The organism is Nocardioides sp. (assembly GCF_035503875.1).
Lineage (GTDB): Bacteria > Actinomycetota > Actinomycetes > Propionibacteriales > Nocardioidaceae > Nocardioides.
In genome coordinates this window covers 14,815-28,858 of the sequence record NZ_DATJTA010000095.1, presented here as the reverse complement: position 1 = coordinate 28,858, position 14,044 = coordinate 14,815, and the positions used below count along the sequence as shown (strand labels likewise).

Sequence of the window (14,044 nt, the reverse complement as noted above, 5' to 3'; positions counted from 1 at the left end):
ATCACGCACGCCGCTCTCCTTGACGCCCGGTTCCGGTTCCTAGATAGCTCCAGAACCTAGGCAGAGAGCGGCGTGCGCTCGTCTACGGCACGCTCAACCCACCCACACATTCAGCAGAAGAGCCCGAGTCGGCAGAAGTTGCGCGTCGAGTCGGCAGTAGTTGCGCGTCGAGTCGGCAGTAGTTGCGCCAGGTTCACCCGTTGCGGGTGAGCGCCGGGGGAGGTCGCCTCGGGCAGGTTCTCGTCGTGACCGCGACCCGAGTGAACGCCGACAACTTCGCCCGCGCCGAGACCCACCGCATGATGGCCGGCCTCCAGCGCGACGCGGGCGGCGTCAACCGATTCGAGCACAACCGCGCCCCGGCCTCGGTCGAGAAGCAGACTGTGATCCGGATGAACCGCGACACGCTCTACAGCTTCGCGGTCGTCGACCTGTCGGCCGGGGCGACCCTGACCGTCCCCGACGCCGGTGACCGGTACCTGTCGGTGATGGCGGTCGACGAGGACCACTTCATCAACCGGATCCTCCACGACCCGGGGACCTACGAGTTCGCCCCCGACACGAGCGGCAGCCCGTACGTCGTCCTCGCCGTACGCACGCTGGTCGACCCGCACGACCCGGGCGACCTGGCGACGGTGGCCGCCCTCCAGGACCAGCTCGTCCTCGACGTGGTCTCAGCCCGCCCCTTCGTGCCGCCCGAGTACGACGCCGCCAGCCTGGACCGCACCCGCGAGGCGCTCCTGAGCCTGGCCTCCGACCTGACGTCCTTCGAGTCGAGCTTCGGCTGGCGCGAGGACGTCGACCCGGTGCACCACCTGATCGGCTCGGCGGCGGGATGGGGCGGACTGCCCGACGCCGAGGCCACCTACGTCGGGGTCTCGCCCGGTCTGCCGGTCGGCGAGTACGAGCTCAAGGTCGGACCCGACGTACCGGTCGACGGCTTCTGGTCGATCTCGGTCTACAACGCCGAGGGCTACTTCGAGCCCAACGAGCGCGGGGCGTACAGCGTCAACAACCTCACGGCCGTCCACGACGACGACGGCAGCGTCACGGTCCGCTTCGGGGGTGACGGCGATCCCGCGAGGAACTCGCTGCCGATCACCGACGGCTGGAACTACCTCGTCCGGCTCTACCGGCCGCGCCCCGCGATCCTCACCGGGGCCTGGCGCTTCCCGACGCTCGCCGGGATCTGACAGAAGCCGCCGAGTCGTCAGCAAGTTCTGCCGACTCGGCGCGCAAGTTCTGCCGACTCGGCGCGCAAGTTCTGCCGACTCGGCGGGGGTCCGGGTGTCAGCGGGCCCAGTCGTTGCCGGGCAGGTTGGTGAGGGTGGTGATGTCGAGGTCGGAGGCGATGCCCGACTCGGGGGCGAGGCCGAAGTGCTCGACGGCCTGCCGGACCCACTCGGCGGCGTCGATGTTGAGCGGGCCGGAGACCCACATGGCGTAGGGGAGGTTGACGAAGCGCTCCTCGCGGACGGCGGCGAGGTCGCGCGAGGCCGGGTTGGCCTTCAGGACGGCGACCTTCTCCTCGTACGACTGCCCGGGGTAGTCGACGAAGAAGATGACGTCGGGGTCGGAGGCGGCCATCCGCTCCCAGCCGACCTCGGTCCAGGTGTCCTCGACGTCGGCGGTGGCGCTGGTGACGCCGGCGGTGTCGAAGATGGCCTGCGGGCCGCCGTACGAGCCCGACGTGAAGATGGCGTCGGTGCCGGAGTCGAAGAGGAACACGGTGGTCTCCTCCTCGCCCTGCGGCGCGGCCTCGAGCGCGGCGCGCCGCTCCTCGATGTCGGCGACGACCTGCTCGGCGGTGTCGGCGTGCCCGGTGAGCTCGCCGATGTTGCGCAGGTCGGTGGTGAGGGCGGTCCAGGGCTCCATGGTCCCGCGCGCGCCGTCCTCCTGCTGGCAGGTCTCGCTGAGCAGGTACGTCGCGATGTCGTGCTCGTGCAGCATCTCGGGCATCAGGTTGCGGGCCTCGCTGAAGCCGTAGCCGTACCCGGCGAACATCATCTCCGGGTTCACCGCGAGCGCGTTCTCCAGCGTCGGGTAGGTGTCGCCGACGACGGTGAGCTCGTCGACGCGGTCGTCGGGGTAGGCGAGCTCCAGGAGCGGCTGGTCGCGCTCCATCCCGGTCACCGCGACCAGCTCGTCGCGGGCGCCGGCCGCGAGCGCGATGGAGATGATGCCGCCGTCGTACGCGTAGAGCTCGGAGATGGGCTTCTCGACCGTGACCTCCTCGCCGCAGTTCTCGACGGTGATGGCGTCCGAGCCGGACGCGGTGGCGGCGGAGTCGTCCTCGTTGCCGCACGCGGTCAGGACGGTGGCGCCGAGGGCGAGGGCGGCGAGACCGCCCAGCACGGGACGGCGGGTACGACGAGTGATCATGGCTGGTCCTCTCGGGGATGGATGAGCAGGTGGGTCTGGTGCGTGCGGGGGTTCGAGACCTGGATCGAGCCGACGCCGAAGTGGGCGCCGACCCGCGCGGGATCGAGTACGTCGGCGGGCCGGCCGACGGCGACGACGGTCGCGGGATCGCCCGCCGGGTCGCGGTCGTCGGGCCAGCCGATGACCGCGATCCGGTCGAAGAAGCGCAGGGCCAGGTCGAGGTCGTGGATGGTGGCGACCAGGGTCTCCGCGCGGTCGGCGAAGAGCTCCAGGAGCCGCAGCTGCCAGGCGACGTCGAGGTGGTTGGTGGGCTCGTCCAGCAGCATGACCGGGCACTGCTGGACCAGCCCGCGGGCGAGTACGGCGCGCCGGCGCTCGCCGCCCGAGAGCTGGTCGCAGGGGCTGTCGATGCGGTCGGCGAGCCCGACGGCGTCGAGCGCGGCGACGACGAGCTCGCGTTCGTCCTGGCCACCGCGCGCCCAGGGGCGGGTCTGGGGGACCCGGCCGAGCGCCACCATCTCGCCGACGAGCAGCTCGGCTGCGACGACCTCCTCCTGCGGCACGAAGGCGAGGCGCCGGGCACGGTCCCGGGAACGGAGGTCGTGGGTGTCGACCAGGGTGCCCTCGGCGTCGGCCACCCCGACCTCTCCCTCGACGGGGTGCAGCACGCCAGCCAGCACCCGCAGCAGCGTCGACTTGCCCGCGCCGTTGACGCCGACGATGCCGAGCCGGGTGCCCGCCGGGACCTCGAGGTCGACGCCGCGCAGGATGTCGCGGCCGCCGAGCCGGGCGGTGACGCCGCGCAGGCGCAGGGCCGGAGTCGGGGCGGTCACCGTTCACCACCGAACCGGTACCGCCCGCGGCCCATCAGCAGCAGGAACAGCGGCGCCCCGACGACGCCGGTGACGACGCCCAGCGGGATCTCCTGCGGGCGTACGGCGAGCCGCGCCAGGACGTCCACCCAGAGCAGGAAGAGCCCGCCGCCGAGGGCAGCGACCGGCAGCACGACCCGGTGCCGGGCACCCACCACGAGGCGGGCGGCGTGCGGCACGATCAGCCCGACGAAGCCGATCCCGCCGCTGACGGCCACCAGGACGCCGACCAGCACGGCCGTCCCGACGAACAGCGAGCTGCGCAGGGCCGCGACGTTGACGCCGAGGGCGGCAGCGGTCTCGGGGCCGGCCGCGAGGGCGTCCAGCCAGCGGTGCAGCGCGAGCATGCCCGCCCCGATCACCAGGACCAGCAGTGCCGGGATCCAGAGCTTCTCCCAGGTGGCGCCGCCGACGCTGCCGAGCATCCAGAACATGACCGAGTTCGCGGCGCGGGTGTCGTCGCTGAGGAAGACCAGGAAGGAGGCGATCGCCGAGAGCCCGGAGGACAGCACCACGCCGGACAGCACGAGCCGGAGGGGAGTGAGGCCGCCCTGAGCCGTCGCGACCAGCCAGACCAGGATGGCGGAGCCGATCGCGCCGAGCAGCGCGCCGCCGGAGACGGCGTACGTCCCGAGGCCGCCGAGTACGCCGGTCGTGATGGCGGCGGTCGCGCCGACGGAGGCGCCCGAGCTGATGCCGAGCAGGTAGGGGTCGGCGAGCGGGTTGCGCACCAGCGTCTGCATGCCGGCTCCGGCGACCGCGAGGCCGGCGCCCACGACCACGGCGAGGAGGGCGCGGGGCAGGCGCAGCTCCCAGACGATCACGTCCCACCGGCCGGGGTCCTCGCCGGTGAACCGGTCGGTCACGGCCGAGACGACCTCGCCGAGGGGGATCCGCTCGGAGCCGAAGCCCAGCGAGGCGACCACGCTGACGAGACAAAGGACCAGGAGCACCAGGATGAGCGGCCAGAACGGCAGCCGCCGTCGTACCCGGTCCGGGCGCTGGCGCTTCCCGTGGCTCATCGGGTGAGCCCGCGGTGCCGCTCGCGCTGCCGCGCGACCCGCTCGGCCGCCGGGACCCGTGGGCACGAGTCGCACGCGCCGTGGTCGCGACCCAGGCGGATCAGGCAGCAGGTCGTCCGGTGCTGCTGCAGCAGCGCGGGCTCGACCTCGTCGGCGGCCAGCGTCACCAGCTCGCGACCGGCCCGGTCGTGCAACGCGGCGAGGGCGACGGTCCCGCTGTCGAGTACGGCGACCCGCACGGCCGGGGGTACGTCGCGGTGCACCCGCGCCATCGCCCCGGCGAGCGAGGCGGCCGGCCCCCCGAGGGCGACCGGCAGCGTCAGCCGGGAGTCGCGGCGGGCCGCCTCGGCGATCGGGGTGACGTGGGTGGCGATCGCCGTACCCAGCTCGGCCGGGGTGGCCGCGCCGCCCAGGATCGCCTCCTCGTGCCAGACCCCGCGGGTGGCGCCGTGGCGGTCGACGTCCACCCGCCAGAGGTCGGGGCGCAGCGACATCAGCCGGCCGGTCAGCGCCCAGACGGCGACGACGACGGACAGCAGGCGGCCGGTGTAGTGCTGCAGGGCGCAGGCGGCGCCGGGAGCCAGGTGCGGGGTGCCGATCCAGTCCGCGTAGGCGCGGCTCGTGCCCGGCCACCACGCGGGGGAGCGCAGGGCGGTCACCGGGACGAGCTGAGGCGTCCGCGACCCGAGCCGGGGCAGGTCGTGGGCGTGCAGGTAGGCGCGTGCCGATGCGGGCAGCGGGTCCACAGGGGAGGGTCTTTCTCGCGTCCAGGACCCTGATCGCGAGAGTCTGCGACAACTACCTGAGCCGACAGGTCTTCGGACTCGGGGTCATCCGACGGCATCGCCTTCCCAGGGCCCGGTGCCCCAGTGACGTCGTGATGCCGCCGTCGCCCTCACCGCTGCGCGCCAGTCCCGGATTCACACCGGAGTTCCCTGGCATCCACTCGGATGCGATCGACTCGCGGCGGACGCTAGCACGGTGCCGGCGTCGGGCGGGACAGCACCTCGTCGAGCCAGGCGAACGCGACCTCGTGGAAGTGCGTGCGGGCGCCGCTCTCGCAGTGCTCGCCGGCACCGTCGGACTCCTGGAACTGCACGTACGTCTTGTCGCAGGTCAGCGCGTCGTACAGCTCCACGGCGCCGATGCTCAGGTCGTCGCGGTCGGTGGTGCAGACGAAGGTCGGGCAGGTGATGAGCGCCTCGCGTCCCCGCAGGGAGTACTCCGGGGCGATCTCGAAGAACGCCATCGGGTCGTCGACCTGGTGCACGAGGAGGTTGCGTCGCAGCGCCCAGCCCAGGCTGGGGCGGGCCCGGATCCGGTCGAGGAGGCCAGCGACCACCGCGCGTCCGCGCGGGGTGCCGTCGACGATCTGCTTCGCCATCGGCCCGGGCAGTCGCCGTAGCGAGGCGTCGAGCAGGTCGTACGGCCCGCAGTCGGAGACGCAGGCCGCGAGCCGGTGCTCGGCGGTCGCGGCCCGCGGCGCGAGGTAGCCGCCGAAGCTGAGCCCCATCAGCGCGATCCGTTCGGCGTCGACCTCGGGACGGTCGAGCAGATGGTCGACGACCGGGGTGACCACGGCTTCCCAGTCGGGCCGGAACGGTACGCCGCGGTCGATCAGCATGGTGCCCTGTCCCGGGCCGTCGAAGGCCAGCACGTGGTAGCCGCGGGCGAGGGCCGCGGCGCCGTTGGTGAAGTAGAGCTCCTCGGCCGACCCGTCGTAGCCGTTCACCAGGATCAGCGTCGGGCCGGGTGCGTCGTGGATGCCGGCGCGGAAGAAGTACCCCGGCAGCGTGGTCCCCGCGTAGGGGATCTCGACCGGCTCCGGAGGCAGGGCGAGCAGGGCGGCGCCGCGCCGGAACGACTCCACCTCGCGCCGGTGCGACGCGACCAGCCGGTCGTCCAGGGGAGCGCCCAGCACGGCCAGGCCGGCGGTGCGGAAGTAGTTCGACGCCCGGAGGAAGGCGCCGCGGGCGCTCACGACGGAGCCCCCTCCGAGACCCGCCTCGCCGCGGGAGTGGAGTCTCCGCGCCAGTCCTGACCACTCGTCGTACCAGCGGTTCAGGTCCAGCCGGCCGATCCGGTCCGCGACCGCCAGGCACTCGGCGACGTCGGCGCCGCCGTACGGCGCGTAGCCCATCGCGCGCAGCAGCTGTGCCTGGAACAGGCCGTCCCTGAGCAACGTCGCCAACGTCGCCTCCTCCGGCCGTCGTACGACGGGGCGCCCGCTGCTCGGTGATCGAGCAGCGAGCGCCCCGAGGGTGCACGTGCCTAGCGGGTCACCGCCCGCGGTGCTTCAGACCGCCGACGTGGTGCCGGTCGTGGTCCTGGCGCTGCCAGTCCTTCCACTTCTTGCCGTGGCCCTTCTTGCCGCCGTGGTGGTGGCCGTGGCCCTTGCCGGGCTCGGTCACCACGCCGTTGACCGTCGAGGTGTCCTTGGCGAAGGTCAGCACCGCCGCGGCGATCGCGTCCGAGTTCACGTCCAGCGCGCCGACGTTGATGTTGCCCTTCAACCAGTAGTCCTCGTCGAGCTGGTCATAGAGCGCCTCGTCCTGGCCCTCACCGGTGAGGTTGTCGCACGGCTGGTGGTAGCACGGGTCGTACGCCGCCCCCGCCACCCCGCCGTACAGCGCGGCCTCCTCCTCGGTCTTGACGCCCTCGGCGCCCGTGAACAGGCCGCCGGCCGGGATCCCGACCGCGATGAACGGCCCGTAGTCGGAGCGACCGGAGAACTCGCTGTCCTGGTACGGCTCCCCGCGCTTGGCGTAGAACTTCTCGAAGACGTCCTCGATCTCCGCCGAGCCCTCGGGGATGAAGCCCTCGGCCGCGGTGCCGCCCGAGTTGTCGCCGTCGTACACGCCGAACATGTAGTTGGGCGAGGCGACCATGTCGAAGTTGAGGTAGAGAGCGATCGCGGCCGCCTGCTCCTCGCTCAGCTCGGCGACATAGTGCTCGGAGCCGAGCAGGCCGCTCTCCTCCGCGCCCCACCAGGCGAACCTGACCTTGTTGGGCGTCTTGACCTTCGCCATCTCCTCGGCGACCTCGAGCAGCGCGGCACTGCCGGAGCCGTTGTCGTTGATGCCCGCACCGTCCTGGACGCTGTCGAGGTGCGCACCGGCCATCACGACGTTGTCCGAGCGGCCCTTGCGGGTCTCGGCCAGGACGTTCCAGGTGGTGCGCTCCTCGGTCGTGTACTCGACCGTCACAGTGACCGTGGCGCCCGGCGTACCGGCCAGGTTCACCCCGGTGTCGTACGTCGCGAAGACCGCGGGGATCGTCAGCCCGGTCGCGTCACCGATCATGCCGACCAGCCCGGTCCGACCCGGCTGGCCCTCGTTCATGATGATCACGCCGGCCGCACCCGCCGCCTGGGCGTTGAGCGCCTTCACGTTGAAGCCGCACGTGCCCCGCTGGAGCAGCGCGATCGAGCCGGGGGCGAAGCCGGCGAAGTCCGCCGCCTCACAGCCGCTGGAGTTGGTGCCGATCGGCGCCGTCGGGTCGAGCACCAGGCCGACCGGGACCAGGGTGCCGGTCGCGGTGCCCTCGGGGGAGCCGGTGTCGAAGGTGTTGCGCAGGAAGTCCTGCTCGTCGACGAACTCGGTGGGGTCCGGGCTGACCCGGATCAGCTCGGAGTTCTCCTCGAAGTAGTCGAAGTTGAACTCCTGGACCGTGGGCCGGTAGCCCGCGCGCCGCAGCTTGTGGACGACGTACTCGACGGAGGACTCGTAGCCCGGCCGCCCGGCCGCGCGGTCGCCGTCCTCGTCGGCGATGCCCTGGAGGGCGCGGAGGTGCTTCAGTACGCCCTTGACCGTGACGGCCTTGGTGAGCTTGCGGACGGAGTCGTTGTTCGAGTGGTGACCCGAACCGTGTGAGCCGTGGCCGTGGTGGTGGCCGCCGCGGGATGGATCGGCGTACACCGGGACGGTGGCGGCCGCGCCGAGCACGGCCAAGGTGACACCTGTCGCGGTGAGCGCCCTGAGGGATCTGGACATCGTTGTCGGTCTCCTTCGTCAGGCCCGGTGGGGGGTACCGGGATCCAGCGAGGCTAGGACGACGTGTCCGGGGTTGAACAGGGTGACGGTTGTCCGCCACGCGGGAGAACCGGCCAGATATCCCCAGAATTGAGTACGGCGGGCCGGTGGTGACGAGCCGCCGTTGGCCTCACGGCTGGTTGACTGCTCGTCGTGGCGCGATCTACCGACTTCGAGCACCTGGTGAAGCAGCTCATGGCGGGAGCCAGTCCGGACGAGGGAAAAGCGCTTCTGGACGCCCTAATAAGCGGACAGGTGGCCGGCCTCCTGGACGGGTTGAAGGGCGATCAGGCACCGACACTGCTCCCGACCCCGCCCGAGGTCCGCGGGTTCCGCGTACGCCTGGACCTCCGCGGCGCGAAGCCGCCGGTCTGGCGCCGGCTCGAACTGCCCGGCGACCTCACGCTGCCGCAGCTGCACGACGTGATCCAGACGGCCATGGGCTGGTACGACAGCCACCTGCACCGGTTCCGCACCGGGACCGATCACCGTTCGCCCTCCTTCATCACGCAGTTCGACCTCGACGAGGGCGAGGAGGGGATGCTGGAGGACGACGTACGGCTCGATCAGCTCCTCGCCGAGAAGGGTGACGAGCTCTGCTACGAGTACGACTTCGGTGACGGCTGGGACCACCGGCTGGTGGTCGAGGAGGTCCTCGCAGAGCCGCCGTCTGCAGTCCGCTGCATCGGGGGCCGCAAGGCCTGCCCGCCCGAGGACTGCGGAGGGATCGGCGGCTACGAGCAGCTGGCGGCCTGGGTCCGCAGCGGGTACGACGACGCGCTCCTGCCGGAGGGCTTCGACAACGCTGCGCACGCGCTCGACTGGCTCCCCGTCGACTGGCATCCCGACCACTTCGAGGTCGACGAGGCCAACGCTGCTCTCGCAGTCGCAGTCTTAGTCGCCGAGCCGGTGGCCATCGCCGGTGAGCTGGCCGACCTGGCCGAGCAGCTGGACCGCCGAGGCATCCGGCGCTTGCGCGAGGCGCTCAGCCGACCCCTCTCCCACGAGCCCACGGACGTCACGGACGCCGAGGCCGCCCGCATCACCGGGACCTATCGGATCTTCCTCGACACCGTCGGCGAGGGCGTGACCCTCACCGGCGCGGGCTACCTGCCGCCAGTGATCGTCGAGCAGTTCGCCGAACGCAGCGGCATCACCACCTGGTGGATCGGCAAGGCCAACCGCGAAGACCTGACCCCGGCGGTCGCCGACGTACACCGGGCGGCGCGAGCGCTCGGTCTGGTCAGCGTCCGCAAGGGTCGGCTGAGTCCCACCGCTGCCGCCCGGCGGTGTCGTCAGGACCCTCAGGCACTCCGGCGACACATCATCGGCCGGCTCCCCTTGGGCACCAAGGACGCCGATCGTCAGTCGGGCTGGATGGCCCTGGCCGTGGTCGGCAGTGGTACGCCGGCCCGCGCGTGGGACACCGAGATCAGTGAGCTCCTGTTCGACCTGGGGTGGCGAAGCGGCCACGACCGGGTGTCATGGCCGCCTCCCGACAGCGCGACCCTCGACGTCCTCGAGCACCTGGCCGGGGCGGTGCGCACGGGACGGCGCGGGCTCGAGGGCGTCGACCTCGCGGTCGCGGCGACGGCCCGTGCGGCGACGTTGCCGATCTGAGCACTCCAGCCAACGAGTCCCGCGAGGTCGTCCTCCAGCCGCGATGCTGGCCACAAACCATTTCTCATTATTGCTTCTAGCGGCCCAATGACTAAAATGAGAAACATGCCAGCCGCTAGCCCGTACACGAGTCCGGAACAACAGGCGGACCTAAAGCGCCTGGGTGCCCGCTTGCGTGACCGTCGGAAGGCGCTCGGCGTCACGGTAGTCTCCTGTGCCGAAGCTGCTGGGGTGTCGCGCGTGACCGTGCACCGGGTCGAAGCCGGCAACCCCTCGGTCACGATCGGGGCCTACAGCAACGTGGCAGCCGCGCTCGGGCTCCACCTCGTCGTTCCGGTCCTCGACGCTCCCGCAGTTGAACCGGTGACGATCACGGTCGGCGACTACCCCGGACTACGCACGCTGGCCTGGCAGACCGACGCCGGCACCACCATCACCGAGACAGAGGCACTCAACCTCTACGAACGCGGCTGGCGACACCTCAACCAGGATGACCTGACCGATCACGAGAAGGCGTTCATCCAGCATCTCGCGGACACCTACAGCAACGGGAGGCTCCTTGTTTAGGCGGCCGCACCACCAGCGGGTGGCCGAGGTGCTGTCGGTGCTCGACGCTCAGGTGCTGGCCGATCACCACTGCTGGTTCGGAGGCGGCACCGCGATCGTCCTCGCCAACGGTGAGTTCCGCGAGTCGGTCGACGTCGACTTCCTGGTCTCCGATCAGCAGTCCTACCGGCAGCTGCGCCAGACCATCAGAGACCATGGCCTCGGCGCTCTGACCACACGTGAGCTGCAGCTAGGTCGAACACCAACGGTCGATGGTTACGGGATCCGGACCTCGGTGCTGGTGGCGGGCGTCGCGATCAAGTTCGAGATCATCCACGAAGGTCGCATCGACCTCGACACTCCCTCCTCGAACGATGAGATCTGCGGCGTACGGATCCTGACGCGAACCGACCAGGTCGCAAGCAAGCTGCTTGCCAACGACGACCGCTGGGCAGACACCTCGACGTTCGGCCGCGACCTCATCGACCTGGCCATGATGAGACCCGACCTAGCCGCCCTGAAAGCCGGCTCGCGCAAAGCGGTCGATGCGTATGGCAACACCGTCGGCGAGAGCCTCGACAGCGCCATCACCTACCTGCGCGAGCGCCCGCACCGTCTCGACGAGTACATCCGCGCACTCAAGATCGACGCGCCGCGAGCAGCTGTCTGGCAGAACATCCGCGACCTGTCCGCACGATGCGCCAAGATCGAAGGTCTCGGTCGGTCGATCACTGCAGGTGCTCACGATGAGCATGACGACTGAGCACAACGCGTGCTCGCGACAGTTGAGCCAGCGCGAGCATCTCTCCCGCGGACGCGCGGACTGCGCCGGTGCCGAGGTCGCCATGGTGATGCGGAGACCCGGGTCTTGCGGATGGCTGGCCTGTAGGCCGGGTTCTGTCCTCGGGCCCCTTGCGGGGATCCCGATGGGCGACCATCCATCTAGGACGACCGTTGCCGGCCGCCTCCAGCAGTCCACCCGCGCACTCGGGCGGGTCGCCCTCGAACGTGCGCGCGCCGTGGTCCGAGGACCGCGGCTTCTCGACCTTGCTCCAGGTGGGGTTTACCGAGCCGACCCGGTCGCCCGGGTCGCTGGTGGTCTCTTGCACCACCGTTTCACCCTTACCGCCCGGCCGGAGCCGGGTGGCGGTCTGTTCTCTGTGGCACTGTCCCGCGGGTTGCCCCGGGTGGGCGTTACCCACCACCTTGCCCTGTGGAGCCCGGACCTTCCTCGCCGTCCTCCCGAAGGAGTACGCCGCGGTCGCCCGGCCAGCCCATCCGCGGGCTCAGGATGACACACCTCGGCGCTTCGCGCGCGCCGGGCCCGTCTTGCAAGGAGGCGGCGGGGCCGGCTGCCACGCCGGCGGGGTCGGCTCGGACTCACGGGCCATCAGGTCGAGCTGGAGGAGGAGGCTGCCGAGGTCGCCGATCAGATCGTGGACGCAGTGGTAGGCGGTCTGGTGCTGGGGATCCGCCGAGTGCCGGAGGGACTCCATCGCCAGCAGGGCCTGGCAGGCGTGCTGTGCCGCGGCGGCCACGCTGGTCTCCAGGGTGGCGAACTCAGACTTGTCCATGGGTCACCTAGTCGGTCTCGGGTCTCTCCACTATGCGTGACAAACATCACCTGCATTGCAACATTCCGTGCCCAACTCGTCCACAAACCCAGGAGCACCCTTTCGGGTGACCCGCGCTTCAATGGAGGCGTGCGGCTCCCCGACGGCTACGAGATCCAGGTCCTGGTCAACACCCACGCATCGGCCCTCGCGGCGGCGTACGACCGCAATCGGGAGCACCTGGCGCCGTGGGACCCGGTCCGCCCGGCGTCGTTCTTCACGCCGGGGGGTCAGGCGGCCGACGTGGTCGCCCGCCTCGACGTCGTACGGCGCGGGCTCGGTGCCTCCTGGGTGCTGGTCCACGACGACGCGATCGTCGGTCGGGTCAACCTCAACAACATCGTGCGGGGCGTCTTCCAGAGCAGCAGCGTGGGCTACTGGGTCGACGGCGACCATGTCGGCCGGGGCCTGGCGACCGCGCTGGTCGGCTACGTGACCGAGCAGGCCCGGGCGCTCGAGCTGCACCGGCTCGAGGCCGGCACACTGGTCCACAACCTCGCCTCGCAGGCGGTGCTGCGGCGCAGCGGGTTCGAGGAGTTCGGTCGCGCGGCGGCGTACCTCTTCATCGCGGGGGAGTGGCGCGACCACGTGCTCTTCCAGCGGGTCCTGCACGACCGGCCGCCCGGGAATCCTGTGGATTGATCCCGGGTTGACGCACCATGGACATCATGGACGAGGAGCAGCTGCAGGCGCCGCCGATCGTGTTCCCGGGCCAGGCCGGTCCCGAGTCGGCGTACCGGACCGCCCACGACCTGCTCGTACGGCGGGCCGCGGTCGAGGCGCTCGAGGTCCTGGAGCCCGCCCTCGCCGAGGACCCGGGCAACACCGGGCTCCGGGCGCTGCGGGCCTGGGCGTACCTGATCCGCGTCCAGCTCAAGAAGGCCGAGGACGAGCTCCGCGGCCTGGTCGAGGAGACTCCCGACGACGTCTGGGCGCGGCACGCGCTCGGCCGCGCGCTGGAGCGGCAGTCGCGCCTGGAGGAGGCGCTGCCGCACCTGCGGCTGGCGTTCGCGATGAGCGGCGACCTCGAGCACGAGCTCGCCGTCCTGCGGGTCGAGCGCCAGCTGATGCCGGGCTGACGCCCGGATCAGACCTCGGTCAGGATCTCGGCGCCGGTGGCGGTCACGAGCAGGGTGTGCTCGAACTGGGCGCTGCGCTGCAGATCCTTGGTGACCACCGTCCAGCCGTCGTCCCACATGGACCACTCGTGGGTGCCGAGATTGAGCATCGGCTCGATGGTGAAGGTCATGCCGGGCTCGATCAGGGTGTCGTGCTCCGGGTCGTCGTAGTGCGGGACGATCAGGCCGGAGTGGAACGACGTGCCGATCCCGTGGCCGGTGAACTCGCGGACGACGCCGTACCCGAAGCGCGCGGCGTACGACTCGATGACCCGGCCGATGACGTTGATCCGGCGGCCGGGCCGGACGGCCTTGATGCCGCGGGCGAGCGCCTCGCGGGTGCGCTCGACGAGCAGCCGCGACTCCTCGTCGACGTCGCCCGCGAGGAACGTGGCGTTGGTGTCGCCGTGCACGCCGTGGAGGTACGCCGTGATGTCGATGTTGACGATGTCGCCGTCCTCGACGACCCGGCTGTCGGGGATGCCGTGGCAGACGACCTCATTGACGCTCGAGCACAGCGACTTGGGGAAGCCGCGGTAGCCGAGCGTCGACGGGTAGGCGCCGTGGTCGCACAGGAACTCGTGGCCGATCCGGTCGAGCTCGTCGGTGGTCACGCCGGGTACGACGTGGCGCCCGACCTCCTCGCGCGCCTGGGCCGCGAGCCGGCCCGCCGCCCGCATCCGCTCGATCGTGGCGGCGTCCTTGACCTCGGGTCCGGTGTAGCGCGCCGGCGCCGGGCGGTCGACGTACTCGGGGCGGGCGATGGAGGCGGGAACGGCGCGCCGCGGGGACAGGGACGCAGGAGCCACGGGAGTCACGTGGGCCGAGTGTAGTTTCGGG

General features: G+C 71.2%; 14 protein-coding genes, 1 other RNA gene and 1 riboswitch. Of the genes, 6 read left to right on the top strand and 9 right to left on the bottom strand.

The genetic code is table 11. From position 1 onward, the window contains the following. The first annotated feature begins 245 nt into the window (after positions 1 to 245). Positions 246 to 1,193, top strand: coding sequence for a DUF1254 domain-containing protein (locus VMF51_RS23460; RefSeq protein WP_325476903.1), 948 nt, complete (start codon positions 246 to 248; stop codon positions 1,191 to 1,193). 97 nt (positions 1,194 to 1,290) lie between these two features. Here VMF51_RS23460 and VMF51_RS23455 read toward each other — a convergent pair whose 3' ends face one another. From VMF51_RS23455 to VMF51_RS23430, 6 genes are all read right to left on the bottom strand, one after another. Then, positions 1,291 to 2,382, bottom strand: coding sequence for an ABC transporter substrate-binding protein (locus VMF51_RS23455; RefSeq protein WP_325476902.1), 1,092 nt, complete (start codon positions 2,380 to 2,382; stop codon positions 1,291 to 1,293). After that, positions 2,379 to 3,215 (bottom strand): ABC transporter ATP-binding protein, encoded by an 837-nt coding sequence (locus VMF51_RS23450; RefSeq protein ID WP_325476901.1) that lies wholly within the window; start codon positions 3,213 to 3,215, stop codon positions 2,379 to 2,381. Before VMF51_RS23450 ends, VMF51_RS23455 begins: the two co-directional genes overlap by 4 nt. Further along, on the bottom strand, positions 3,212 to 4,276 hold the full coding sequence (locus VMF51_RS23445; protein WP_325476900.1) for an iron ABC transporter permease: 1,065 nt from the start codon (positions 4,274 to 4,276) through the stop codon (positions 3,212 to 3,214). Before VMF51_RS23445 ends, VMF51_RS23450 begins: the two co-directional genes overlap by 4 nt. Continuing rightward, positions 4,273 to 5,022: a hypothetical protein gene (locus tag VMF51_RS23440; protein WP_325476899.1), complete on the bottom strand. Its 750-nt coding sequence runs from the start codon at positions 5,020 to 5,022 to the stop codon at positions 4,273 to 4,275. The genes VMF51_RS23445 and VMF51_RS23440 overlap by 4 nt, the downstream gene beginning before the upstream one ends. 46 nt (positions 5,023 to 5,068) lie before the next feature. Further along, positions 5,069 to 5,252: riboswitch (cobalamin riboswitch) on the bottom strand. Then, positions 5,250 to 6,467: an alpha/beta hydrolase family protein gene (locus VMF51_RS23435; RefSeq protein ID WP_325476898.1), complete on the bottom strand. Its 1,218-nt coding sequence runs from the start codon at positions 6,465 to 6,467 to the stop codon at positions 5,250 to 5,252. (Overlaps the previous riboswitch by 3 nt.) An 88-nt stretch (positions 6,468 to 6,555) precedes the next feature. Further along, a complete protein-coding gene (locus VMF51_RS23430; RefSeq protein ID WP_325476897.1) occupies positions 6,556 to 8,268 on the bottom strand; it encodes a M28 family metallopeptidase in 1,713 nt (570 codons plus the stop codon). Positions 8,269 to 8,562: 294 nt separating this feature from the next. On the opposite strand from VMF51_RS23430, the gene VMF51_RS23425 reads away from it, so the two are divergent. The 3 genes from VMF51_RS23425 to VMF51_RS23415 all read left to right on the top strand — a co-directional run bounded on the left by VMF51_RS23425 (position 8,563) and on the right by VMF51_RS23415 (position 11,236). Beyond that, on the top strand, positions 8,563 to 9,927 hold the full coding sequence (locus VMF51_RS23425; RefSeq protein WP_325476896.1) for a plasmid pRiA4b ORF-3 family protein: 1,365 nt from the start codon (positions 8,563 to 8,565) through the stop codon (positions 9,925 to 9,927). An 87-nt stretch (positions 9,928 to 10,014) separates the two neighbouring features. Continuing rightward, positions 10,015 to 10,494 carry a helix-turn-helix domain-containing protein gene (locus VMF51_RS23420; RefSeq protein ID WP_325476895.1) on the top strand — a complete coding sequence of 160 codons (480 nt, stop codon included), beginning with the start codon at positions 10,015 to 10,017 and terminating at the stop codon, positions 10,492 to 10,494. A gap of 19 nt (positions 10,495 to 10,513) precedes the next feature. After that, positions 10,514 to 11,236 (top strand): nucleotidyl transferase AbiEii/AbiGii toxin family protein, encoded by a 723-nt coding sequence (locus VMF51_RS23415; RefSeq protein ID WP_325476894.1) that lies wholly within the window; start codon positions 10,514 to 10,516, stop codon positions 11,234 to 11,236. 107 nt (positions 11,237 to 11,343) lie between these two features. On the opposite strand, the gene rnpB is transcribed toward VMF51_RS23415, so the two are convergent. Both rnpB and VMF51_RS23405 read right to left on the bottom strand, forming a co-directional pair. Next, an RNA gene (gene rnpB, locus VMF51_RS23410) (RNase P RNA component class A) lies at positions 11,344 to 11,750 on the bottom strand. Positions 11,751 to 11,759: 9 nt separating this feature from the next. After that, positions 11,760 to 12,047, bottom strand: a complete 288-nt coding sequence (locus tag VMF51_RS23405) for a hypothetical protein (protein WP_325476893.1) — start codon at positions 12,045 to 12,047, stop codon at positions 11,760 to 11,762. Positions 12,048 to 12,176: 129 nt separating this feature from the next. On the opposite strand from VMF51_RS23405, the gene VMF51_RS23400 reads away from it, so the two are divergent. Both VMF51_RS23400 and VMF51_RS23395 read left to right on the top strand, forming a co-directional pair. Next, positions 12,177 to 12,728, top strand: coding sequence for a GNAT family N-acetyltransferase (locus VMF51_RS23400; protein WP_325476892.1), 552 nt, complete (start codon positions 12,177 to 12,179; stop codon positions 12,726 to 12,728). Between the two features lie 26 nt (positions 12,729 to 12,754). After that, the gene (locus VMF51_RS23395; RefSeq protein ID WP_325476891.1) at positions 12,755 to 13,165 is read left to right on the top strand and encodes a tetratricopeptide repeat protein; all 411 of its coding nucleotides are present in this window, start codon (positions 12,755 to 12,757) and stop codon (positions 13,163 to 13,165) included. Positions 13,166 to 13,173: 8 nt separating this feature from the next. Here VMF51_RS23395 and map read toward each other — a convergent pair whose 3' ends face one another. After that, positions 13,174 to 14,022 (bottom strand): type I methionyl aminopeptidase, encoded by an 849-nt coding sequence (gene map, locus VMF51_RS23390; RefSeq protein ID WP_325476890.1) that lies wholly within the window; start codon positions 14,020 to 14,022, stop codon positions 13,174 to 13,176. Between the last annotated feature and the right edge of the window lie 22 nt (positions 14,023 to 14,044).

Excerpts from the sequence above, each read along its gene's own strand:
- VMF51_RS23430 (WP_325476897.1), bottom strand. The coding sequence starts at position 8,268 with ATGTCCAGATCCCTCAGGGCGCTCACCGCGACAGGTGTCACCTTGGCC.
- VMF51_RS23420 (WP_325476895.1), top strand. The coding sequence starts at position 10,015 with ATGACTAAAATGAGAAACATGCCAGCCGCTAGCCCGTACACGAGTCCG.
- VMF51_RS23445 (WP_325476900.1), bottom strand. The coding sequence starts at position 4,276 with ATGAGCCACGGGAAGCGCCAGCGCCCGGACCGGGTACGACGGCGGCTG.
- VMF51_RS23455 (WP_325476902.1), bottom strand. The coding sequence starts at position 2,382 with ATGATCACTCGTCGTACCCGCCGTCCCGTGCTGGGCGGTCTCGCCGCC.
- VMF51_RS23405 (WP_325476893.1), bottom strand. The coding sequence starts at position 12,047 with ATGGACAAGTCTGAGTTCGCCACCCTGGAGACCAGCGTGGCCGCCGCG.
- VMF51_RS23395 (WP_325476891.1), top strand. The coding sequence starts at position 12,755 with ATGGACGAGGAGCAGCTGCAGGCGCCGCCGATCGTGTTCCCGGGCCAG.